The 22,241-nt window shown below is 66.4% G+C and carries 27 protein-coding genes; 21 read left to right on the plus strand and 6 right to left on the minus strand.

Annotated features, from left to right (window positions below):
- Window positions 1–35: 35 nt before the first annotated feature.
- The 11 genes from KVF90_RS09050 (at window position 36) to KVF90_RS09100 (ending at window position 7,404) form a co-directional block, all read left to right on the plus strand.
- Entirely contained in the window at window positions 36–905 is an 870-nt protein-coding gene (locus KVF90_RS09050) for a cytochrome c oxidase subunit 3 (protein WP_264391264.1), read from the plus strand.
- A complete protein-coding gene (locus KVF90_RS09055; protein WP_264391265.1) occupies window positions 905–1,279 on the plus strand; it encodes a DUF983 domain-containing protein in 375 nt (124 codons plus the stop codon). The genes KVF90_RS09050 and KVF90_RS09055 overlap by 1 nt, the downstream gene beginning before the upstream one ends.
- Window positions 1,276–1,881, plus strand: coding sequence for an SURF1 family protein (locus tag KVF90_RS09060; RefSeq protein WP_264391266.1), 606 nt, complete (start codon window positions 1,276–1,278; stop codon window positions 1,879–1,881). Before KVF90_RS09055 ends, KVF90_RS09060 begins: the two co-directional genes overlap by 4 nt.
- A gap of 12 nt (window positions 1,882–1,893) precedes the next feature.
- Window positions 1,894–3,312, plus strand: a complete 1,419-nt coding sequence (gene thrC / locus KVF90_RS09065; protein WP_264391267.1) for a threonine synthase — start codon at window positions 1,894–1,896, stop codon at window positions 3,310–3,312.
- Window positions 3,312–4,211 carry a class I SAM-dependent methyltransferase gene (locus KVF90_RS09070; protein WP_264391268.1) on the plus strand — a complete coding sequence of 300 codons (900 nt, stop codon included), beginning with the start codon at window positions 3,312–3,314 and terminating at the stop codon, window positions 4,209–4,211. The genes thrC and KVF90_RS09070 overlap by 1 nt, the downstream gene beginning before the upstream one ends.
- A 204-nt stretch (window positions 4,212–4,415) precedes the next feature.
- A complete protein-coding gene (locus KVF90_RS09075) occupies window positions 4,416–4,802 on the plus strand; it encodes a dihydroneopterin aldolase (protein ID WP_264391269.1) in 387 nt (128 codons plus the stop codon).
- Window positions 4,803–4,806: 4 nt separating this feature from the next.
- A complete protein-coding gene (locus tag KVF90_RS09080; RefSeq protein ID WP_264391270.1) occupies window positions 4,807–5,124 on the plus strand; it encodes a Rossmann fold domain-containing protein in 318 nt (105 codons plus the stop codon).
- The gene (gene moaA / locus KVF90_RS09085) at window positions 5,117–6,196 is read left to right on the plus strand and encodes a GTP 3',8-cyclase MoaA (RefSeq protein ID WP_264391271.1); all 1,080 of its coding nucleotides are present in this window, start codon (window positions 5,117–5,119) and stop codon (window positions 6,194–6,196) included. The genes KVF90_RS09080 and moaA overlap by 8 nt, the downstream gene beginning before the upstream one ends.
- Window position 6,197: 1 nt before the next feature.
- Complete coding sequence (locus KVF90_RS09090) at window positions 6,198–6,437, plus strand: MoaD/ThiS family protein (RefSeq protein WP_264391272.1); 240 nt, start codon at window positions 6,198–6,200, stop codon at window positions 6,435–6,437.
- Complete coding sequence (locus KVF90_RS09095) at window positions 6,437–6,889, plus strand: molybdenum cofactor biosynthesis protein MoaE (protein WP_264391273.1); 453 nt, start codon at window positions 6,437–6,439, stop codon at window positions 6,887–6,889. The genes KVF90_RS09090 and KVF90_RS09095 overlap by 1 nt, the downstream gene beginning before the upstream one ends.
- Before the next feature lie 77 nt (window positions 6,890–6,966).
- A complete protein-coding gene (locus KVF90_RS09100) occupies window positions 6,967–7,404 on the plus strand; it encodes a hypothetical protein (protein WP_264391274.1) in 438 nt (145 codons plus the stop codon).
- A 57-nt stretch (window positions 7,405–7,461) separates the two neighbouring features.
- Here KVF90_RS09100 and KVF90_RS09105 read toward each other — a convergent pair whose 3' ends face one another.
- The gene (locus tag KVF90_RS09105) at window positions 7,462–8,124 is read right to left on the minus strand and encodes a Crp/Fnr family transcriptional regulator (RefSeq protein ID WP_264391275.1); all 663 of its coding nucleotides are present in this window, start codon (window positions 8,122–8,124) and stop codon (window positions 7,462–7,464) included.
- A 34-nt stretch (window positions 8,125–8,158) separates the two neighbouring features.
- Window positions 8,159–8,650 carry a hypothetical protein gene (locus tag KVF90_RS09110; RefSeq protein WP_264391276.1) on the minus strand — a complete coding sequence of 164 codons (492 nt, stop codon included), beginning with the start codon at window positions 8,648–8,650 and terminating at the stop codon, window positions 8,159–8,161.
- Window positions 8,651–8,898: 248 nt separating this feature from the next.
- Here KVF90_RS09110 and rplU point away from each other — a divergent pair, with 248 nt between their 5' ends.
- The 4 genes from rplU (at window position 8,899) to KVF90_RS09130 (ending at window position 10,963) form a co-directional block, all read left to right on the plus strand.
- Window positions 8,899–9,279, plus strand: coding sequence for a 50S ribosomal protein L21 (rplU, locus tag KVF90_RS09115; protein ID WP_264391277.1), 381 nt, complete (start codon window positions 8,899–8,901; stop codon window positions 9,277–9,279).
- 14 nt (window positions 9,280–9,293) lie between these two features.
- On the plus strand, window positions 9,294–9,563 hold the full coding sequence (gene rpmA, locus KVF90_RS09120; RefSeq protein ID WP_068351314.1) for a 50S ribosomal protein L27: 270 nt from the start codon (window positions 9,294–9,296) through the stop codon (window positions 9,561–9,563).
- A gap of 210 nt (window positions 9,564–9,773) precedes the next feature.
- Window positions 9,774–10,310: a GNAT family N-acetyltransferase gene (locus tag KVF90_RS09125; protein WP_264391278.1), complete on the plus strand. Its 537-nt coding sequence runs from the start codon at window positions 9,774–9,776 to the stop codon at window positions 10,308–10,310.
- Between the two features lie 59 nt (window positions 10,311–10,369).
- Window positions 10,370–10,963: a TetR/AcrR family transcriptional regulator gene (locus KVF90_RS09130; RefSeq protein WP_264391279.1), complete on the plus strand. Its 594-nt coding sequence runs from the start codon at window positions 10,370–10,372 to the stop codon at window positions 10,961–10,963.
- On the opposite strand, the gene KVF90_RS09135 is transcribed toward KVF90_RS09130, so the two are convergent.
- Window positions 10,960–11,754, minus strand: a complete 795-nt coding sequence (locus tag KVF90_RS09135; RefSeq protein ID WP_264391280.1) for a YgfZ/GcvT domain-containing protein — start codon at window positions 11,752–11,754, stop codon at window positions 10,960–10,962. The genes KVF90_RS09130 and KVF90_RS09135 overlap by 4 nt on opposite strands.
- A gap of 38 nt (window positions 11,755–11,792) precedes the next feature.
- On the opposite strand from KVF90_RS09135, the gene pyrC reads away from it, so the two are divergent.
- Window positions 11,793–12,830, plus strand: a complete 1,038-nt coding sequence (pyrC, locus tag KVF90_RS09140) for a dihydroorotase (protein WP_264391281.1) — start codon at window positions 11,793–11,795, stop codon at window positions 12,828–12,830.
- Between the two features lie 82 nt (window positions 12,831–12,912).
- On the opposite strand, the gene rarD is transcribed toward pyrC, so the two are convergent.
- A complete protein-coding gene (gene rarD / locus KVF90_RS09145) occupies window positions 12,913–13,827 on the minus strand; it encodes an EamA family transporter RarD (RefSeq protein WP_264391282.1) in 915 nt (304 codons plus the stop codon).
- A gap of 339 nt (window positions 13,828–14,166) precedes the next feature.
- Here rarD and KVF90_RS09150 point away from each other — a divergent pair, with 339 nt between their 5' ends.
- Window positions 14,167–14,826 carry a hypothetical protein gene (locus KVF90_RS09150; RefSeq protein ID WP_264391283.1) on the plus strand — a complete coding sequence of 220 codons (660 nt, stop codon included), beginning with the start codon at window positions 14,167–14,169 and terminating at the stop codon, window positions 14,824–14,826.
- A 7-nt stretch (window positions 14,827–14,833) separates the two neighbouring features.
- Here KVF90_RS09150 and astD read toward each other — a convergent pair whose 3' ends face one another.
- Together astD and KVF90_RS09160 are read right to left on the minus strand one after the other, a co-directional pair.
- Window positions 14,834–16,246, minus strand: coding sequence for a succinylglutamate-semialdehyde dehydrogenase (gene astD, locus KVF90_RS09155; RefSeq protein WP_413676983.1), 1,413 nt, complete (start codon window positions 16,244–16,246; stop codon window positions 14,834–14,836).
- 99 nt (window positions 16,247–16,345) lie between these two features.
- Window positions 16,346–17,758 carry a protein adenylyltransferase SelO family protein gene (locus tag KVF90_RS09160; RefSeq protein WP_264391285.1) on the minus strand — a complete coding sequence of 471 codons (1,413 nt, stop codon included), beginning with the start codon at window positions 17,756–17,758 and terminating at the stop codon, window positions 16,346–16,348.
- Between the two features lie 74 nt (window positions 17,759–17,832).
- Between KVF90_RS09160 and KVF90_RS09165 the strand changes: the two genes are divergently transcribed.
- The 4 genes from KVF90_RS09165 to KVF90_RS09180 all read left to right on the plus strand — a co-directional run bounded on the left by KVF90_RS09165 (window position 17,833) and on the right by KVF90_RS09180 (window position 22,153).
- Window positions 17,833–18,699: an alpha/beta fold hydrolase gene (locus KVF90_RS09165; RefSeq protein WP_264391286.1), complete on the plus strand. Its 867-nt coding sequence runs from the start codon at window positions 17,833–17,835 to the stop codon at window positions 18,697–18,699.
- A complete protein-coding gene (locus KVF90_RS09170; protein WP_264391287.1) occupies window positions 18,696–19,838 on the plus strand; it encodes a glycosyltransferase in 1,143 nt (380 codons plus the stop codon). Before KVF90_RS09165 ends, KVF90_RS09170 begins: the two co-directional genes overlap by 4 nt.
- 158 nt (window positions 19,839–19,996) lie before the next feature.
- A complete protein-coding gene (locus tag KVF90_RS09175) occupies window positions 19,997–20,782 on the plus strand; it encodes a tetratricopeptide repeat protein (RefSeq protein ID WP_264391288.1) in 786 nt (261 codons plus the stop codon).
- Between the two features lie 24 nt (window positions 20,783–20,806).
- Window positions 20,807–22,153: a PQQ-binding-like beta-propeller repeat protein gene (locus KVF90_RS09180; protein ID WP_264391289.1), complete on the plus strand. Its 1,347-nt coding sequence runs from the start codon at window positions 20,807–20,809 to the stop codon at window positions 22,151–22,153.
- Window positions 22,154–22,241: the final 88 nt, after the last annotated feature.

A 22,241-nucleotide genomic window follows, 5' to 3' on the forward strand; every position in this document is an offset into this window, starting at 1 on the left:
CCTTTGACGCACAACCCCAGGGACGGGAACGACCAATGGCTGGCAAAGTAAACCACGAATACCACATCCTTGAACCCGATATCTGGCCGCTGATCGGCTCGATCTCGGCGCTCACCTTCACCAGCGGCATGGTGCTGAGCTTCCACCCCGATCTGTTCGGGGCGTCGGCCAGCATCGTCATGTGGGCGGGCCTCGCTGGCCTGATCGCGACCTTCTTCATGTGGTTCAAGAACATCGTGGTCGAAGCCCAGCGCGGCGATCACACGCCGGTCGTGCAGCTGCACATGCGTTACGGCATGATCCTGTTCATCGCGTCCGAAGTGATGTTCTTCGTCGGCTGGTTCTGGAGCTTCTTCGACTTCGCGCTGTTCCCGACCGCGCTGACCTATGACGCGGCGACCGGGGCCACGACCAGCCTGTTCGGCGAGGAAGGCGCTATCGCGGCGTTCATCCCCGAAGGCATGCACGTGCTCGATCCCTTCGCGCTGCCGCTGCTCAACACGCTGATCCTGCTGTGCTCGGGCACCACGGTGACCTGGGCGCACCATTCGCTGATCCACGGTGACCGTCAGGGCCTCAAGCAGGGCCTGTGGGCGACCATCGCCTTGGGTGCGCTGTTCAGCTCGATCCAGGCCTATGAATATGCGGCCGCGCCCTTCGGCTTCGGCGGCAACACCTATTCATCCGCCTTCTACATGGCGACCGGCTTCCACGGCTTCCACGTGCTCGTCGGCACGATCTTCCTCGCCGTATGCCTGTACCGCACCTATCTCGGCCACTTCACGCCGCGCCAGCACTTCGGTTTCGAAGCGGCGGCCTGGTATTGGCACTTCGTTGACGTGGTGTGGCTGTTCCTGTTCGTCGCCATCTATGTGTGGGGCGGTTGGGGCGCTGAATTCCATTGATGAAGCCGGGCGAAAGTCCGGATGAACAGAAGGGGCAGCCGGGATTACTCTCGGCTGCCCTTTCCGGTTTATGCCCCCGCTGCGGGGCCAAGACACTATTCGCCGCGCCTGCCGCGCTGGCTGATGAATGCGCGGATTGCGGGCTGAACTTTACCAGTCTGGAGCGCGGCGGGCGGTTTGTCGGCGTGGTGACGATGCTGGTGGCTCTGGTGTTGATTCTGGCCGCGCTCGGCATCGATGAATGGCTGCGGCCGCCGCTTTGGGTTTCGTTTCTGGTGTGGGGGCCGGTAACGATTGGCGCGGTCGTCTTCGGCCTGCGCTTCTACAAGACCATGTGGGTCTATCATCAATACGAGGAACGCCAGCAACCATGACGACCCCCCGACGCTTCCCCGTTTTCGCGACGATCATCGTGCTGGCCGCGGCCATGACGATGGTCGGGCTGGGCGTGTGGCAACTGGGACGCAAGACCGAGAAGGAGGCGCTGATCGCGCGCTACGAGGCGGCGATCAGCAATGCTGATCCGGTGGCCTATCCTGTCACGGCGACCGAGGCCGAAGTCGCGGCGGTTCTCTATCGCCGCAGCGCCGTGGACTGCAAGTTCACTGTCGGCGAGTGGCGCTCGATTTCAGGGCGCAGCCGCGATGGACGCAGCGGTTTCGTCCACATCATCGCTTGCGGGACGACCACCGCAACGACCGAGACGGACGAGACAGCCTACGTACAGGCAGGCTGGTCCCGCGATCCTTCGCCGCCCAAGTGGAAGGGCGGCCCGGTCAGCGGTTGGATCGTACCCAATTCCGAAGGCTTCGCGCGCCTCGTGGCCGATCCGCCGGTCGCCGGATTTGAAGCGAGCGCGGCGCCCGATCCGGGCGACCTGCCCAACAACCACCTCGCCTATGCCGGGCAGTGGTTCTTTTTCGCGCTGACCGCGCTCGTCATCTACGTGCTGGCATTAAGGCGCCGACGCGGTTAGGCGCTCTTCCCCATGCAATACGTCTCGACACGCGGGAGCGCACCGGCGCTCGATTTCGAAGGGGTGACGCTGGCGGGCCTCGCCAGCGATGGCGGGCTGTATGTCCCGGCGCAGTGGCCGCGTTTCACGGTCGACGAAATCCGCGACATGCGCGGTCTCGCCTATCCCGATCTGGCCGCGCGGATCATGGCACCCTTTGTCACTCCCAGCCTGACCGAGGATGAACTGCTGGCGATCTGCCACAAGGTCTATGGCGATTTCGGCCACGCGGCGGTTGCCCCTCTGGTGCAGCTGGATCAGCAGCACTGGCTGCTCGAACTGTTCCACGGCCCGACGCTCGCTTTCAAGGACGTGGCGCTGCAATTGCTCGGCCGGTTGTTCGAGACTTTCCTCGAACGGCGCGGTGAGCGGTTGACGATCGTTGGCGCGACCAGCGGGGACACGGGGTCTGCCGCGATTCAGGCGGTGGCCGGGCTCGACCGGGTCGAGATTTTCATGCTCCACCCCAAGGGCCGGGTGAGCGACGTGCAGCGTCGCCAGATGACCACGGTGCGCGCCCCCAACGTCCACAACCTCGCGATCGAGGGCAGCTTTGACGATGCCCAAGCACATGTGAAGCGCATGTTCACCGATGCGGACGTGATCCACCGGTTGAACCTCGGTGCGGTCAATTCGATCAACTGGGCGCGGCTGATGGCGCAGGTGGTCTATTACTTTGCTAGCGCGTTGCAGCTTGGCGCGCCCGACCGGACGGTGGCTTACTCCGTGCCGACCGGCAATTTCGGCGATGTGTTCGCCGGATACGTCGCGGCGAAGATGGGTCTGCCGATCGAAAGGCTGATCGTCGCCACCAACATCAACGATATCCTACACCGCGCGCTGTCCAGCGGCGATTACTCCGCGGGCGGGGTGACGGCCACGATCACACCCTCGATGGATATTCAGGTCTCCTCCAACTTCGAGCGGCTGCTGTTCGATGCAGGCGGACGCGATGGCACCGCGATGGCGGCGCAGATGCATGCCTTCGAAGCGAGCAAGGGCATGGCGCTCACCAACGCGCAGGCGCAGGGTGCAGCGACGCTGTTCACCAGTGCGCGCGCCGATCAGGTTGAAACCGCGCGCGCCCTGCAATGGGCCTACCGCGCGGCGGGGCAGGTGATCGATCCGCACACCGGCGTCGGCCTCCACGCTGCACAGGCCGTGGCCGCCGCGGGCGGGGTTGCCGCCGGCGTGCCACTCGTCACCCTTGCCACCGCGCATCCGGCCAAGTTCCCCGACGCGGTAGAGCGCGCTATCGGCGTGCGCCCGGCGCTGCCCGCGCGCGTGGGCGATCTGTTCGGGCGCGAGGAGAGCTTTGTCGAACTCGCGGGCGATTACGCGACCACCCGCGATCATGTGCTTGGGGCTGCGGCCGCCACGGGCGCGGATTGATGGCGACCCTCATCCAGCAACCGCTGGTGATGGAGTGCACCGGATGGCCGAATGCGGACTGCGCCTATCGCCTGCTCGACAGCGGGGCGGGGCGCAAGTGGGAGGCCTTTGGCCCCTACAGCTTCATCCGGCCCGAGCCGCAGGCGATGTGGCAACCGCGCATCGACAATTGGCAGGCGGACGGCGAATTCATCCCCGGCTCCGACGAGGACGGCGGCGGCCGCTGGCAGTTCGAAGGGCGCCTGCCTGATGCCGGCTGGGAAATGGCCTGGAACGAGGTGCGCTTCACCGCCCGCCCCACCCCGTTCCGTCACCTGCAATTCTTCCCCGACATGGCCCCGGTGTGGGACTGGATGCGCGGGCAGCTGGACGGGATGACCGAGGCGGAGACCCTCAACCTGTTCGGCTATACCGGCCTCGGCACGCTGGCGCTGTCGCGGCATGGCAAAGTCACGCATGTCGATGCGTCGAAGAAGTCGGTCGCCCAGGCGCGCGAGAATGCGGAACTCTCGGGCATGGCGGCACGCCCGATTCGCTGGCTGACCGATGACGCCGCCAAATTCACCGCGCGCGAAGTGCGGCGCGAGCGGCGCTATGACGGGATCATCCTCGATCCGCCCAAATTCGGGCGCGGGCCGGAGGGCGAGGTGTGGCGGCTGGAGGAGCATCTCCCCGGCCTCGTCACCGATTGCGCGCGCTTGCTGGATGCCGACAGCCGTTTCCTGTTCCTCACCGTCTATGCCGTGCGGATGAGCAGCCTGGCGATTGCGGGGCTGCTCGAAGAAGCGCTGTCGCACCTGCCGGGGCAGATCGAACACGGCGATCTGGCCGTGCGCGAGGACGGCGAGGGCGGACGGCTGCTGCCGACGGCGATCTTTGCACGTTGGTCGAACCCCTGACTTGCCCACCCCCGGCCCCGATACCCGCGCCGGGCTTGACCCGGGGGCAGGCGGGAGGGGAGTGTCAGCGCCAACCTTCCCCCTTCCCGCTTGCGGGAGGGGAGCGAGACTTGGTCGCGCAGCGGCCTAGTCGCAGCGGGGTGGGCCTGCGAGCGCTCACCGCAACACTGGACTTAACGACCCCACCCTGCCAACGGCTCGGCAATGTCAGATAGTCTCATCCTTGAAGTCAATGATCTCGTCGTCGATGTCCTGACCGGCATCTATTCCGAGGAGACCGGCAAGCCGCAGCCGCTGCGCATCTCGATTGCGGCGCGCTATGCCATCGCGGATCGGTACGAGCCCGACACGCCGCTTGATGCATCCAAGAACTACATGGACCTGAAGTTCGCCGCCTCCGGTGGCCTGCCCGAAGGCGTGCATTTCAAGCTGATCGAAGCGGTGGCGGATCACATCTGCGAAACGCTGTTCGTGCAGGACGCAAAGGTGCAGGCGGTGACGGTCAAGATCGTCAAGCTCGCCATTGCGGAGGCGAACGAGCAGATCGGCATCACCCTCCACCGCGAACGCCGCCCGGAACACGGGGGCTGAGGCGATGATGCGGCAGCTTGAGGTCGGTCTGCTGCCATCAGCCGCGCTGGATGCGGCGGGGGCGTTCATGGCCTTCCACCTCGAAGCCGCGCGCGCAATTCTCGCCGATCCGCACACCACCGCGTTGACGATCATCCTCCCGCCCGCAGCCCACGATCACCGCGACTGGCGGCTGGCACTGGCCCGCGATCTGGCGCGCGAGGCCCCGCCCAAGCGGGTCAATGTCGTGGCTGGACCCGCAGGCGAGGCGCGCGATGCCTGCTTACGCTTTTTGTCAGATGCGCCCGGAGTGACAGGCCAGTATCTCCTGTGCCATGAATGACATTGTGCCCGGCGCCCCGACCACTCCTGCACCCCGCAAGCCCGATCTGATCGTGCTGCGCGATGTGGCGGATGCAGCGCCGCCGCTGGTCGACAGCTTCCAGCGCCGCATCACCTATCTGCGCCTCTCGGTCACCGATCGCTGCGATCTGCGCTGTTCCTATTGCATGCCCGAGCGGATGACCTTCCTGCCCAAGAAGGACGTGCTCAGCCTTGAGGAGCTTTACGACCTCGCCACCGGCTTCATCGCGCGCGGGGTGACCAAGATCCGCATCACCGGCGGCGAGCCGCTGGTGCGGCGCGACATCATCGACCTGTTCACCGCGCTTGGGCGCCGCCTTGGGCATGATCTGGCGGAACTCACGCTGACCACCAACGGCACGCAATTGGCCGAACATGCCGAGGCGCTGGCCAAGGCTGGGGTGCGGCGGGTCAATGTCTCGCTCGACACGCTCGACCGCGCGAAGTTTGCCGAGCTGACTCGCCGCGACAGTCTGCCGCAGGTGTTGGAAGGCATCGCCGCGGCCAAGGCGGCGGGGCTGAAGGTGAAGCTCAACGCCGTGGCGCTGAAGGGCGTGAACGAGGGCGAACTCCCCGATCTCATCGCCTGGGGCCATTCGCAGGGCCATGACGTGACCCTTATCGAGGTGATGCCGCTGGGCGATGTCGAGGAAGAACGGCTCGATCAATATCTCCCGCTTGATGATGTGCGCGCCGCGCTGGCGCAGCGCTGGACGCTAAAAGACCTCGCCTTTTCGACCGGCGGCCCGGCGCGCTATGTCGAGGTGGCTGAGACCGGGGGCAAGCTGGGCCTCATCACCCCCCACACCAACAATTTCTGTTCCGGGTGCAACCGTCTGCGGGTGACCGCGACCGGGCAGCTTTACCCCTGCCTCGGCGGGGGCGAGCAGGTCGATCTGCGCGCGGCGCTGCGCTCGGACGCGCCCGAAGCCAACCTCGCCGCCGCGCTGGACGAGGCGCTTCGGATCAAGCCTGAAAAGCACCATTTCCGCATGGACGCGCGCGGGGCCGATCCGGCGACCGTGCGGCACATGTCGATGACCGGGGGCTGAGGTGGTCACCATTGTCCTGCTGGGCAAGCTCGCCGATCTTGGCGGAGCGCCTGAGCTGTCGCTGCCGGGCCCGCTCGACTGGGCGGGGCTCAAGGCCGCTCTGCCTGATGCAGTGGCACAGGTGATCGACGATCCGCGCAACCGCGTGGCGCTCAACGGCGCACTGCTGGCCGACAAGGCCGGCTTGCAGGCGGCAGATGGTGACGAGATCGCCTTGCTGCCGCCGGTTTCGGGGGGCTGATGCGCGACATCCGCCTGCTTGACCGGATGTTCATCCCCGGCACGCTGATCGGCCCCTTCACACAGGCCAATCCGGGGCTGGGCGGGGTGTGCACCTTCGTGGGAGAGGTGCGCTACGACGCCAAGGAGCAGGGGGGCGTCGAGGCGCTCGAACTCACCCATTACGAGCCGCTGACGCTGCCTGGGATGCATGAACTGGCCGACCGCGCCTTTGCCCGCTTCGACCTGATGGGCCTGCTGATGGTCCACCGCGTCGGGATGATGCGCCCGGGCGAGCCGATCGTCTGCGTCTCGGCCGCCGCGCTGCACCGCCGCGATGCCATCGACGCGGTCGATTTCTGCATGGACCATCTCAAAAGCGCGGCGTGGTTCTGGAAGCGGGAGAAGCGGGCCGGAGAATGGCACTGGATCGAGCCGCGCGATCAGGACCACAGCGATCTTGCGCGCTGGTGAGCGCTATTTGATCCCCGTCAAAGCAGGCCCGCGCGGCTGCCGGTAATCCTCCTTTCAACAGCAAGGAGGATTTCCCCATGAGCCACATCGTCCACGACATTATCGCCCGCGGTGAAGCCCGCATCGTTGCGCAGCCGGAAGCGGCAAAGGTCCGCCATCAGGTCGAGGCCGACCGCAATTTCGGCCTGCCGACCGCGCTGTATGCTGCGACGGTGGCGGGTTATCTCGGCTTTCTGGTGGTGGTCGGATCGGCCTTTGCCAATCCGGTGCTGGCAATCCCGATGGCGATCTTCGTTGTCTTTATCGTCGCAGGCTTCGGCGTTCCGGCGCTGTGGACACGGCTGGCGGGCAACACCAGCGAGCCGCAGACCATGGGCGAATTCGAAGCGCGCGGGATCATGACCAACACCGGGCGGTTGACGGCGCGGGATGCGACCATTCAGGTGCTGATCCTGCCGGTGCTGCTGGTGGTGTGGGGCCTTGCCGTGGCGGTAATCGCTGCGGTGGTCGCCTGATCTCGAAAGCTCCCCTCGGGGCGGCGGTACTCTCCCAGGGCCGCCGCTCCGAACCCCTTATCGTCCCGAAATATCCTGCAACAGCGCGGCGTCGAGCAGGGCTATGCCGCGCTTCCCCTCGCGCAGAATCGCACCCATGTCCTCCAGCTCGCCCAGTTTGCGGCTGACGGTTTCGATGGTCAGGCCGAGCATGTTGGCGATCTCGCCGCGGGTCAGCGGCAGTTCGAACCGCGAGGCAAGGTGGCACGAGCTTTCGCTCGCGGCGGCGGCGAAATCGTGGAGCAGGGCGGCAAGCCGCGCCTCGGCGCTGGCGTGGCCGGTCAGTTCGAGCAGATTGCGCGTCGCCAGCAGATCGGCCTGGCTGCGGCGCAGCAGCGCGCGGGCGAGCGCCGGGTAATCCTCGATCGCGCGCTCGATGTCGCGCCGCGCAAAGGTGCACAACCGGCTTTCGGTCAACGCCACCACATCATGATGCGCAAAGGGCGCGAACAGCTCGCCGATGAACCCCGCCGGGTGAACCAGCGCGAGGATCTGCTCGTTGCCGTCCTGATCGATCGCCGAAACCTTGAGCGCGCCTGTCAGCAGCGTGGCGCAGGCGGCTTCCTCGTCGCCCGCGGCAAACAGCATCTCCCCGCGCTTCAGCACGCGGGTGCGCCCGGCTGCGGCCATGGCGTCGCGTTCTTCGGTGGTCAGCACCGCGCAGGCGGCGGTCTCATTCACCGGGCATGTGCTGCACGCGAGGTTCATGATCCCGTCACCTCTCCAAAACCGACCATAGCCGGGAAATCGCCGCATCTTCGCTGGCGACCACGGCGGCGACTTCGCTCTGCGCGGCGACAAGCGCCGGATCGGGGCTGAGCGCGCCCGCCGCCTCGGCTGCGAGCTTGTCCAGCGCCGCGAGTGTCCCTGCGGTCTCGCTGCGCTGCGTATCGAGCTCGGCCAGCGCCAGCAGCGCGGCAGCGTGGGCGTTGCTTTCGAAGGGCTGACCCGCCGCGGCACGGGCGAGTCGGCCCGCTTCGCCTTCCTTGGCAAGGAAAGCGGCGTGTGCAGTGCTGGCCGCATTACGCAGTTCGGTCAGACGCGCGGGCGATGTCGCCGGGCGAATCGGTGCAGGCGCAGGGGCGGGGGCCTGGGCCACCTCGCCGCGCTCAAACGGACGCAGCGCCAGCGACGGATAGTCGCCTTTGTTGCCGGCACACCCCGCCAGTGCAGCAAGCAGCGACGCAAGGACGGCGGTTTTTTTCAAATCTGAGCGCATAAAAATCCCATGTCCTGTTACCATGACACTCGTGAATGGCAAAGCCGCCTCACAGATTCCGGCTTCCCTACTTTTTGGTCATGCCGGAGACGCTCGGGCGTTGACTTGGGAACGCCTTTCACCTAACGGCGTGCCTCTTTCCGGGGCTGCACCTTCGCAAGCCTCGCATTGCCGTTCGGTCGGTGTGGCGCAAGCTGCCTTTGCCGGACACTGCACAGACAAGAGAGTTTAGAGCCATGTTCGCTGTAGTGCGCACGGGCGGCAAACAGTACCGCGTTGCCGCCGGAGACAAGATTGCCGTTGAAAAGCTCGCAGGCGAAGCCGGCGACACGATCACGCTGGGCGACGTCCTGCTGGCCGGTGAAGGCGAGTCCCTCGCCGATGCCGGTTCGGTGACCGTCTCGGCCGAGATCATCGCCCAGGCCAAGAGCGAAAAGGTGATCGTCTTCAAGAAGCGTCGCCGCCACAACTATCGCCGCAAGAACGGCCACCGCCAGGAGATGACCCTGCTGCGCATCACGGCTGTTGGTGCTGCGGAAGCCAAGCCTGCCAAGAAGGCGGCTGCCAAGAAGACCAAGAGCGAAGCGCCGGCTGAAGCCGCCGCCACCGCTGAATAAGGAGCGACTGAACCATGGCACATAAGAAAGCAGGCGGTTCGTCGCGTAACGGTCGTGATTCGGCCGGTCGTCGCTTGGGCGTGAAGAAGTTCGGCGGTCAGGAAGTGATCGGCGGCAACATTATCATCCGTCAGCGCGGCACCCGCGTGTACCCGGGCGTCAACGTCGGCATGGGTAAGGATCACACCCTCTACTCGCTCGCCGAAGGCGTGGTGCGATTCCACTCGGGCAAGCTCGGCCGCAAATACGTCAGCGTAGATGCGATGGCCGAAGCCGCCGAATAAGCGGACGATTCGATAAAGGGATCGTCCGCAAGGATGGTCCCGATCGGTGAAAGACCGATCATCAGAGGGAGACAGGACCATCCTCACCAGAGGGGGTCCGTCTCCCTTTTTGCATTCTCCCTCGTACAACCTGCGGAATCATAAAGTTTCGCGGCCTTAATGTTGTCATGCGCGGCCAGTAATGGCGGCGCGGGGCGAGGGAGAGATAACGTGTTCCATCGCAGCGAAAGACTGTTCCTGAGGCCCGCTTTCCCCGAGGATTGCGGCGCGATTCTCGCTGGCATCGGTGAGGAAGCGATCGTCCGCAATCTCGCCCGTGCGCCGTGGCCCTACACCATCGACGATGCGCGAAATTTCGCCGCGCTTCCGCAGAACCCGCGCCTGCCGCATTTCCTCGTGACGCTGCCCGGCATCGGCGTGATCGGCGCTGCCGGCATGGGCGAGCATGATGGTGAGCCGGAGATCGGCTACTGGATCGCGCGCCAGCACTGGGGGCAGGGTTATGCCACCGAGGCGACGGGCGCGGTGCTGCGGATTGCCCGCACGCTCGGCCACCGGCGTGTGGTTGCGGGGCATTTCATCGATAACCCTGCCTCGGGCAAGGTGCTGCGCAAGCTCGGCTTTCTTCCATTGGGACGGATCGCCAAGCGCCACAGTCTTGCGCGCGGGGGATGGGTGGATTCGGTCGAATATGCCCTCGATTGCGATGCGGAGATGGACCCGGCCCCGGTTGCGCGCGCGGCGTAACGCGAGCGCGCCTCCGGCCGCTTGTTCGCACCTGCGAAATCCACTAGGGCGGCAGGCCTATGGTCAGTCGCAAGAGGTTAACGCCCGAGGAATCGCGCAGCTCCGCGCTCGCAGCCGCGCGCGCGCTGCTGATCGAGACCGGCCCGCAAGCGGTGACGCTGAAGGCGGTCTCGGCCCGCATCGGCCGCACCCATGCCAACCTGCTGCACCACTTCGGCTCGGCCTCCGGGCTGCAGAAGGCGCTGGCCGAGCATATTGCGCGCACGGTCTGCGAGACCATCATCGAGGCGGTCCACGCCAGCCGCGCAGGCCTCGGCTCGGCGCGCGAGGTGGTGGATCTCGCCTTCGACGCATTCGACCGCGAGGGTGCAGGCGCGCTCACCAGCTGGATGCTGCTGACCGGTAATGAGGACGCGCTCGATCCGATCATCTCGACGATCCATGATCTGGTGGACGAACTTGCACCGGGTGAGGCGGATCACGAGGGCGCACAGAACATCCACCGCGACACCTTGTCGCTGGTACTGATGGCGCTCGGCGACGCGCTGATCGGCGGGGCGCTGGCGAAATCCCTCGGGCTGCCGCGCGACGCGGCGCGCGAGCGGGCGGCGGCGATGCTCGAAGCGAGCCTCGCCGAACACCAGACCGCCTAAGCCTCGGGAGTGAGCACGCCCGCGCGCTGCCATTCCGGCAGGGTGGCAGGGTCGAGGTTTTCCACCCGCAGGTGATCCACCGCAAACCCCAGATCGGGATAGGTCGCCACGCGCCGTGCTTCATCGGACCCGGCCAGCGGCACCACCACCAGCCGGCGATTGACCTTCTGCCGCCAGTTCATCCGCGCGGTGTTCTCCTGCCCGACATAGCAACCCTTGGTGAAGCTGACCCCGTTCAGCTCGACCGCGTTGGTTTCCAGCCACAGGATATCGCCGAGTTCGGCACGGCCTTCGGGGACGCCCAGTTGGAGGCGGTGGGCGAGCCAGAGGGAATCAGCATCCTTCTCAGGTTCATTGTCAATCGGCACGACCCAGCGGATGCCAAGTTCAGGCAGTCGGGGATCTCGGGCAACCAACTCGCTAGACCCATTCAATCCGGGCGGCTTGCCGGGGATAAATGCAAGGCTTGCAGGCTCTTTCCAATTCCAGTGAACGGCCAGCGAATCGTCCCGCGCGATTCCGATCTTGCGGCGCAGGCGGTACATCGACAGGCGCTTGACCAGTTCGTCGGCAATGGCCGCCTCGCAATCGAGCAGCAGGTCTGCCCCGTCTCCCCACACCAGAAAATCGAACAGGTGTTTGCCCTGCGCCGAAAGCAGCGCGGCGTAGCAGGGCAGCGGCCCGGTTACGTCATTGGTGACGAGGCCTTGCAGGAAGGCGGCGACATCCTCGCTCTCGTCCAGAGGGGACAGGCGAATGATCGCGCGGGAGGTCAGGACGGTTGCACTCATGCGTGACAGATAGGATCGGACATCGCTAAGGGGAAGCCATGACCGACCGCCTCACGATCCGCCGCCCCGATGACTGGCACCTGCATTTCCGCGATGGCGCAATCATGCGCGAGGTGGTGCCCTATACCGCCCGCCAGTTCGCCCGCGCGATCGTGATGCCCAACCTCACCCCGCCGGTGACCACAACGGAGCTTGGCGCGGCGTACCGCGACCGGATCCTGGCGGCGGTGCCGGAGGGTGTAAACTTCACCCCGTTGATGACCTGCTACCTCACCGACAATACCGACGCCGACGATCTGGCGCGCGGCGCGGGCGAGGGGGTGTTCACGGCGGCCAAAATGTATCCCGCCAACGCCACGACCAACTCGGCAGCGGGCGTCACCAATGTCGAAAAGCTCTATCCGGTGCTCGCCCGCATGGAGGCCGACGATATCGTGCTGTGCATCCACGGCGAGGTGACGGATCACAGCGTTGACGTGTTCGACCGCGAAAAAGAATTCATCGCGAGGCACTTGAGGGGCATTGTTGCGGCTTTCCCGAAGCTGCGGGTGGTGTTCGAACACATCACCACCAGTGACGCGGTCGACTTCGTGATGGCAGCGGGGCCGCAGGTCGCCGCGACCATCACCCCGCAGCACCTCCACATCAACCGCAACGCCATGCTGGTCGGCGGTATCCAGCCGCACAATTATTGCCTCCCCGTCGCCAAGCGCGAAAGCCACCGGCTGGCGCTGCGGGCGGCCGCGACAAGCGGGAGCGCGAAGTTCTTCCTAGGCACCGACTCTGCCCCCCACCTGCGCAAGGACAAGGAAAGCGCCTGCGGATGCGCGGGCATCTTCGGGGCGCCCTTTGCGCTGGAAAGCTACGTCACCGTGTTCGACGAGGAAGGCGCGCTCGACAAGTTTGAAGGCTTCGCCTCGCTCCACGGCCCGGCCTTCTACAAGCTGCCGGTGAACGAGGACGCGGTGACGCTGGAACGCCGCGCGATGGCGGTGCCGCCGATGCTGCATGTGACGGGCGAGGAGATCGTCCCCTGGCACGGCGGGCAGACGCTGGGGTGGAAGTTCCTAGGCTAAATCCCCGCATCCGTTCGCCTCGAGCGTAGTCGAGAGGCCGAATGCAGGTGTCTCGACTTCGCTCGACACGAACGGCGTTGGATCAGGCTGAAGCCGCCCTGCGCTTCGCCCACAGGTCCCACACGAACACGCCCACCGCGACCCAGATCAGCACGAAACTCGCCAGCTTGGCGGGCGCGAGCGGCTGGTGGAACACGAACAGGCCGAGGAAAAACACGATCGTCGGCGAAAGATACTGGATGAAGCCGAGGGTCGAATAATCCATCCGCCGCGCGGCAATCGCGAATAGCAGCAGCGGCACGGCGGTGACCACGCCCGAGAAGATGATCAGCGCGCTCATCCACGCATCCTGCCCGAAGGCCGAGCCTTGCGGGGTGGCCGCATACCATGCAGCGATACCGGCGGCGGGGAGCAACAGGATCGCGCTTTCGATCGTGAGGCCGGGCAGCGATCCGACAGCAACCTGTTTACGAACAAGGCCGTAGAGCGCGAAGCTGAAACCGAGTGAGAGGCTGATCCACAGGCTCGTCACCGCACCCGCTGCCAGCAGCGCGACCGCTACGGCGGCGATGGCGACCGCGATCCACTGGCGCCGCGACAGCTTCTCTCCCAGCACCAGCGTGCCCAGCAGCACATTGACGAGCGGGTTGAGGTAATAGCCGATCGAGGTCGCAAACACCTCGCCCGCCATGATGGCCCAGATGTACACGAACCAGTTGATCCCGATCAGCACCGAACTCGCCAGCAGGGCGAGCAGGCTGCGCGGGCTTTTCAGCGCGGCGAGCAGTTCGGGAAACTGGCGGCGAAAGGCGACGATCAGCAGGCACAGCGGCAGCGTCCAGATGATCCGCCAGCCGACGAATTCGAACGGCGGCACGGTCTTCACCAGGATCAGATAGAGCGGCAGGAACCCCCAGATCAGGTACGCCCCCAGCGCGGGCGCCAAGCCCGAAACAGCGGGGGCGGAGGGCGAGGGGGCTGGGGCAGGGGTGGTCATGACCCGAGGGGCGTTAGGGGCCGGAACGCGGCGGCGCAAGCCGCGTGGCGGCAGCGCGCGAATGAACGGCGACTGTCACCCGCGCTGCCGATTCGTTCAGAATAACCGCTCTATATGTGAACAGTACTGATCATCAGCTTGCGACCATTCCCACCAAATGGTTGCCGGCGCGGAGGCATATCTGCCGCCGCGGGAAGCGCCTTCGGGGTCTTCGGGCTCCGGAGGCGTTTTCATGTCCGGGTGAAGGGCAAGTTAACCATCCTGTGGCATATCAGGGGGATGCGTGGCGCGTTCCTTTTTCCCCTGTTGTGCCTAGGCCTGGCCGCCTGCGGAGCATCCGTGGACGAAACGCATAGCGATGCCGCGCTGATTGCCGATGATCCGGTGATCGCGCGCGCGCTTCACGATCCGCTGATGAGCGACCCTGACCTTGCCAGCCGTAACGAGGCGAACGCGGCCATCAGCTTTGTCGACAGCAACGCTCTGCCGGTGATTGCTGCCAGCAATGCCGATGCGCAGGCCGCGCGCGAGGCGCTGCGGCTCGAACTGCTTGAGGCTGGCGCAATCCCCGAACTGCCGCCCGCGCAGGAAAGGCAGGGCGGCAAGCCGCTTGGCCCGATGTCGAGCGCGACCGAACTTCTCGCGGCGGTTGGCGCGCCCGCGACCTGTGCAGCCCGCCTGAAAGAGGACTTCGCGCTCGCCGCCACGCTCCCGCCGGTGGCTGCGATCCCGCCGCTGGGCATGGTGGTGCAGGCGGGCGGAGCCGACGCGAAGGACTGCCGCCTCCGCATCATCCGCTACAACACCGCCGCGCCGATCGTGGATGTGCTGCAATACCACTTCGCGCGCTCTACCCGCGCGGGGATGAAAGCGCAGCGCTATGCCGTACCGGGGGAGAGCATCGCCGCCAATGGCAAGGGCGCAGAACGTCTGGCCGTCCACGTGCGGCCTGCCCTGCATGGCATGACCGGCGTGACGCTCGTCTACCGCGCGGACTAGAGTTTTTTTAGGGCCGCAAACCAACCATGATCGAGGCGCGCGGCTGATCCACCTCGGCGCTGGCGACGGGATAGGCGCAGTAATCGGCGGCGTAATAGGCGGCCGGACGGTGGTTGCCCGAAAGCCCGATGCCGCCGAACGGCGCCTTGGACGATGCCCCGTTGGTCGGCGAGTTCCAGTTGATGATCCCGGCCCGGATATTCGCCCAGAACAGCCCGTAATCATCCGGGCTGCCTCCGATCAGCGATGCTGACAGGCCGAAGCGGGTGTTGTTCGCCTCGGCAATCGCGGTGTCGAGATCGGGGACGCGGATCACTTGCAGGATCGGGCCGAACAGCTCGATATCCGGGCGGTCGGCGACATCGGTCACGTCGATGATGCCAGGGCTGAGGAACGGCAGATCGGGCACCGTGCGGCGCATGTGCAGCAGCACCCTGCCGCCTGCGGTGAGCAGCGCGAGGAAGCTTTCCGAGAGGCGGTCGGCGGTTTCGTTATCGATCACCGGCCCCATGAAAGGCTGCGGCTCGCCCAGCGGATCGCCGACCATCAGCTTGCGCGCCAGTGGCACAACCTCGGCCATCAGATCATCATAGATGCTTTCCTTGACGATCAACCGCCGTGCCGAGGTGCAGCGCTGCCCGGCCGTGGCAAAGGCGCTCTGCACGATCAGCGCGGCGGCATCGGCCAGCTTGGGCGTGTCGATCACCACGATCGGGTTGTTGCCGCCCATTTCCAGCGCGACGATCTTGCCCGGATTGGCGGCGAGTTTGCGGTTGATCGCGATCCCGGCATTGGCCGATCCGGTGAACAGCACCCCGTCAATCCCCGGATGGGCGACCAGCGCCTTGCCTTCTTCCGGCCCGCCGATGATGCACTGGATCACAGCTTCGGGCACCCCGGCGCGGTGGAAGGCGGCGACCAGCGCCTCGCCCACCGCCGGAGCTTTTTCCGAAGGCTTGAACAGCACGGCATTGCCTGCAAGCAGCGCGGGGAGGATGTGGCCGTTGGGCAGGTGCGCGGGGAAATTGAACGGACCGAGCACCGCCATCACCCCGTGCGGCTTGTGGCGCAGCGCGGCGCTGCCGTTGATCCCGGCATCGAACTTCTTCTTGCCGGTGCGTTCGGCATAGGCCTGCACCGAAATGTCGATCTTGTTCACCACCGCGTCGACTTCGGCGCGGGCTTCCCACAGCGGCTTGCCCACCTCGCGCGCGATCAGATCGGCCAGGGTATCGGCATCGCGGCGGACGCCGTTGGAAAAGTCGCGCATCATCCCGATGCGGCTGGTGAGCGGCAGCGCGGCCCATGCCGCCCAGGCACGGCGCGCGGCGGAAACGGCCGTATCGACATCGCTGATCGGCCCACGCCAGATCTCCTCACCGCTCGCCGGTGCGCAGGATATCAGGATATTGTCGGTCACGCCTTCCGTCATCGGACTTGTATCCGCCTGTTATTGTTGCCCCCGCAACCCTTTGCGCGCCCTATAGTGACAAGGCGCAAAAAGATAGGGGCACGCGGACTACGCATGACCCGCAGGGGTGGGCGCGGTACCGTGGGCTTCGCCCATGCGGCGCAGCGCGGCGACCTTGGCGTGGAGCGGGGCCCAATCGTCGCCCTCGGCGATGGCGGCCCAGATCGTCTCGACCTCGTCGATCAGCATGGATTGGGGTTCCGGGTCCGACCAATAGGGGTGCGTGTCTTCGACCGGCTGATAGGCGGCCAGCGCCTCGCCGAGCGCGCCTTCCGCCGCGCCGCGCCCGCCGCGATGGCGGAAGAAGAAGGAATCGGGCTGCGCCTTCCCCTCGCGCATGGCTGCCTCGCAGGTGGCGACGAGCTGCGTGTCAGCCTCGATCCCCTGCGGCACTACGCCCAACCGCCAGCACCAGCGCCGCGCAACCGCTGCCATGTAAAGCGGCCCGAAGCGCTCCAGCGCGGCGACCAGCGGGGCGGTGTCGGCATGCAGGCGCAGCGCCACTGCCAGCTGCCCGCAATTCCAGTGCAGCGCCTCGGGCTGGCGGCCAAAGGCATACAGGCCCGCGTGGTCGAAATAGGCGGCGGTGAAGCCCGGCTCCCATTCGGGCAGCCAGCGCCACGGGCCGTAATCGAAGCTTTCGCCCGTCACGTTCATGTTATCGGTATTGAGCACCCCGTGGACGAAGCCTGCGACCATGTAGCTGGCGGCCAGATCGGCCATGCGCTCGACAACGTTGTGCATCAGCCGGATCGCGGGCTCATCCCTGCCCGGCGCGTCCTCGGGCGGGGGCGGGCCGGGGAAGTGGGTGAGGCAATAGTCGATCAACGCCGCCATCTCGTCTGCCGCCTCCAGCGCCAGCAGCCGCTGGAAAGTGCCGATGCGGATGTGCGAATGGCTGAGCCGCACCATCACGGCCGAGCGGGTGGGGCTGGGCTCGTCACCCCGCCACAGGTTCTCGCCCGTCTCGATAATGCTGAAGGTCTTGGAGGTGTTGACGCCCAGCGCCTCGAGCATCTCGGTCGCCAGAATTTCGCGCACACCGCCCTTCAGCGTCAATCGGCCATCGCCCGAACGGCTCCACGGGGTGGTGCCCGAACCCTTGGTGCCGAGGTCCATCAGTCGCCCGTCGCTCCCGCGCATCTGGGCATAGAGGAACCCGCGCCCGTCGCCGATCTCGGGGTTGTACACGCGGAACTGGTGCCCGTGGTACCGCAGCGCGAGCGGCTGGGGGAGGTTGGCGGGCAGCGGGGCAAAGCGCCCGAAATGCACGGCCCATGCAGCATCGTCGAGCTGCGCCAGCCCGACGCTCGTCGCAGCACGATCATTGCGGAAGCGGATCGTGGTTTCGGGGAAGTCCCCCGGGGCCACCGGATCGCCCAGCCAGTCGGCCAGCGTAAGGATGGCGGGATCGCCGTGATAGGTGGGGGACAAATCCGGGTGTTGCACAGCCTCGCTCATCCCGCGATAGTGGGGGCAAGCGTCGGCGCGCGCAAGTCGCGCGGCTGACCGATCAAAGGGAATATTTCGCGCCCATGGCCGCACCGTACGAAGACCGCTTCTGGACCAGCAGCGATGGGCTGAACCTGCATTACCGCAACTATCCGGGGCCGGAGAACAGCGCGAAGCTGCCGGTGCTGTGCATGCATGGCCTGACCCGCAACGCCCGCGACTTCGGCCCTCTGGCCGAGGCTCTGTCGGCCACCCGCCGCGTGATCGTGCCCGAAATGCGCGGGCGCGGGCAGAGCGACTATGCGCCGGACTCCGATACCTACACGCCGGTCACCTATGTCGCCGATGTGGAAAAGCTGCTCGCCGAACAGGGCATTACCCGCTTTGTATCGATCGGCACGTCGATGGGCGGGCTCATGACCATGCTGATGGCCGCCGCCCAGCCGGGGCGCATGGCAGCGGTGGTGATGAACGATATCGGCCCCGAGGTCGAAAGCGCAGGGTTGGCGCGTATTTCGGGCTATGTCGGGCAGGGGCGCAGCTATCCCACCTGGGTCCACGCCGCGCGCGGGCTGGCCGAAGCGCACAGCGCCGCCTTCCCCGATTTCGATCTCGACCAATGGCTTGAACTGGCCAAGCGCACGATGGTGGTCAGCCAGAACGGGCGGATCGTGTTCGATTACGACATGGCCATCGCAGAGCCCTTCGCCAAGCCGGGCAACGCCGCGCCGCCCAATCTGTGGCTCGCCTTCGAAGCGCTGGCGGGCGTGCCGATGTTGCTGGTGCGCGGTGCGCTGTCCGATCTGCTCAGCCCCGATACGCTCAAGCAGATGGCCGCGCGCAATCCCGCCATGACCACCGTCATCGTGCCGCGCGTCGGCCATGCGCCGACGCTTGACGAGCCGGAGGTCCGCACCGCGATCCACGCGCTGCTGGGCGGGGTGGAGTGAGCCAGCCGCCGGGGCGCGCTCGCCCCCGCGTCCTGCACCTGCATTCGACCTTCAGCGCCGGGGGCAAGGAGGTGCGCTGCGCCCGGCTGATGAACGCGTGGGGGCCGCGGCTGGAGCACAGCATCGTCTCCGCCGAACCCGCAGCGATGGCCGCCGCCGCGCTGATCGATGCGGGTGTGCCGGCCCGCTTTCCTGCCGATTTCCCCTCGCTGAAGGGCAAGCCCACCCCCGGACGGCTGCGGAGCCTTGCACGGGCGATGCTGGGCCATGACCTCGTCTGCACCTATAACTGGGGCGCGATGGACGCGGTGTTGGCGCATCGCCTGTTCGCCAGCGCCTATGGCCTGCCGCCGCTGGTGCATCACGAGGACGGCTTCAACGAGGACGAGGCCGAGCGGCTGAAACCGCCGCGCAACCTCTACCGCCGCGCCGCGCTGGGACGGGGGGTGCGGCTGATCGTGCCGTCGACCGGGCTGGAGCGGATCGCGCTGGAAGTGTGGCACCAGCCACGCGCGCAGGTGGAGCGGATCGCCAACGGGATCGACACCGCCGCCTTTGATGCCGCGCCCGATCCTGCCGCGCTGCCGTTTCCCAAGCCCGCTGGCCAGCGCTGGGTCGGCACGCTGGCGGGCCTGCGCCCGGTCAAACAGCTCCCCGTGCTGGTCGAGGCGTTCGCGGGCCTTCCGCCCGAGTGGCATCTGGTGATCTGCGGCGAGGGGCCGGAGCGCGGAGCGATCCTCGCCGCCGCCGCGCATCTGGGCCTGAGCGCGCGCGTCCACCTGCCCGGCGCGGTCGATCCGGCGCGGGTGGCGGGCCTGTTCGATATCTTTGCGCTGTCCTCCGCTTCCGAGCAGTTCCCGCTGTCAGTGGTCGAGGCGATGGCCGCTGGCGTTCCCGTTGCCGCGCCTGATGTGGGGGATATCCGCCACATCCTCAGCGAGCCGAACCGCGCCTTTGTCGCACCCGCTGGTGATACCCCGGCGCTCGCCGCCGCACTCGCCCGTCTGGCCGCTGATCCTGCGCTGCGCGAGGCTATCGGCACCGCCAACCGCGCCCGCGCCCGCGCCGAATTCGATTCTGCCGCCATGCTCGCACGCTACGAAGCGGTCTATGCGCAGGCGATGGGCCGCGCGTTCTAGACCGCTTGCGTGCTTCATCCCCGGTTCAATTGCGGCGCGCCATGCCCCGCCCGTAACGCCGCTACCATTGCGCGCGGCGCTCCACCTGCCTAAAGAGCGCGCGGACGCCCCGGCCATGGCTGACGGCGCATGACATTGACGAGGATCACCGGCTCCCCATGGCGCGCACTCCCACGACCACCTCTTCAGCTCCCGACACCTCGCGTGAGGATGAAGTGCTGATCCGCGAAATCGACGAGGCCGTGCGTGAGGACGCTGCGCTCGATTTCCTGCGCAACCACGGTCTGAAGGTGCTGGGCGTCATCACGCTCGGGATCGCGGGGCTGGGCGGCTGGCTGGTTTGGGATCACTACGCCGAACTGGAGCTTGAAAAGCAGTCCGAAGCGCTGATCGCGGCGCTCGACTATGCCGACCAGCGCGATTTTGCGACCGCATCGGAAAAGGTTGCCCCGCTGCTGGCTGACGGCAATTCGCCCGCCGCCCGCGCGGCGGCACGCTTTGTTCAGGCAGGCGCGGCGCTGGAAGCGGGCGATCAGGCCAAGGCGAGCGGGCTCTACAAGCAGATCATTGCCGATAACGACGCGCCGCCCGCGCTGCGTGATCTCGCCCGGGTCCGCGACGTCAGCGTCAATTTTGACCGGATGAACCCTGCCGATGTGATCGCGCAGCTCGGCACGCTGGCAAAGCCCGGCAGTGCCTATTTCGGCTCGGCGGGCGAATTGGTGGCGATGGCGCATCTCGAAAGCGGCAATCGCGCCGCGGCGGGCAAGCTGTTTGCCGACATTGCCAAGGATGAAGACCAGCCCGAAACGCTGCGCAGCCGCGCGCGCCAGATGGCCGGATTGATGGGCGTCGACGCGGTGGTCGACGTTGAAAAACTGCTCAAGGATGAAGGGGTCTCACGGTCGGAGGGGGACAGCGATAACGCTGCTGCGACCGAATAGGACACGGGATTGGAACGGACGTTTATGACACATAGGAAAATTGCGCGCGCCGCTCTGCTGGCAGGGCTGATGGCGGCCGGACTTACCGGCTGCAAGGGCGGGCTGTTCGGCGGCGATGATGAAAAGACCACGCCGACCGTGGGCAACCGCGTGCCGATCCTGTCGCGCATCGAAAGCGGGGCCGAAGTCGATCCCGCGCTGGCCGGGATTTCGGTCGTGCTGCCGCCGCAGCGCGCCAATCCCGAATGGGCGCAGGCTGGCGGCGCGGCCAGCAAGTCTTACGGTCACCTCGTTTTGGCTGAAAACCCCACCAAGGTGTGGACCGCAAAGGTTGCCGGTTCGACCAACCGTATGCGCCTGGCCGCAGCCCCGGTTATCGGCGGCAACAAGCTGTTTGCCGAGGGCACTGACGGCGTGATCGTCGCCTTCGACAAGGCCACCGGCGCGCAGGTGTGGACCCGCGGTGATGGTGACATGACCAAGGATCAGGAACCCTCCGCTTTCGGCGGCGGGGTCAGCTACGAAGCGGGCAAGCTCTACGCCACCAACGGCGTGGGCGACGTGAAGGCCGTAAACGCCGATACCGGTGAGGTGCTGTGGAAGGTGAAGCCCGCAGGCCCGCTGCGCGGATCGCCGACCATCGCCTTTGGCCAGCTGTTCGTGATGACGCAGGATAACCAGCTCATCTCGCTCGGCATCAATGATGGCGCCTTGGCGTGGGACGAAAGCGGATCGAACACCCAGTCGGGCGTGTTCGGCGTGGCTGCGCCCGCTGCCGGGCAGGGCACCATTGTCGCCGGGTATTCGAGCGGCGAGCTGTCCGCCTATCGCTACGAGAACGGCCGTACGTTGTGGTCGGATGCGCTGGCGCGCACCAATATCTCGACCACGGTCGGCACCATCACCGATATCGACGCCGATCCGATCATCGATTCGGGCCGCGTCTATGCTCTGGGTCAGGGCGGGCGCATGGCCGCCTATGAACTGGTTACCGGCCAGCGCATCTGGGAACTGAACCTTGCCGGCATCTCGACCCCGGCGATTGCGGGCGAGTGGATCTTCACCCTGACCGATGACGCGCGCCTGCTCGCCATCGCCCGCTCGTCGGGCCGGGTGCGCTGGATCACGCAGCTGCAACGCTTCAAGGACGAGGAAGACAAGAAGGGCCCGATCTTCTGGACCGGCCCGGTGCTAGCGGGCGGCCAGCTGTGGGTGGCAAGCTCGCGCGGGGAAGTGTGGAAGATCAGCGCTGGCGAAGGCTCTGCCTCGCTGTTTGCCGATGTCGGCCAGCCGGTCAGCCTCCCGCCGGTGGTGGCTGATGGCTACCTCTACCTGTTGGATGACAGCGGCACGATCCACGCCTGGAAATAGGTTCCAACAGGGGTTTTGCGCCAGACCGGCCCCAGACCCCTGTTAGACCCCGCCCCGCCCCCCTCCAGACCCCGCCTTGCGCGGTTTT

Origin of the sequence: Porphyrobacter sp. ULC335, assembly GCF_025917005.1 — a bacterium.
Lineage (GTDB): Bacteria > Pseudomonadota > Alphaproteobacteria > Sphingomonadales > Sphingomonadaceae > Erythrobacter.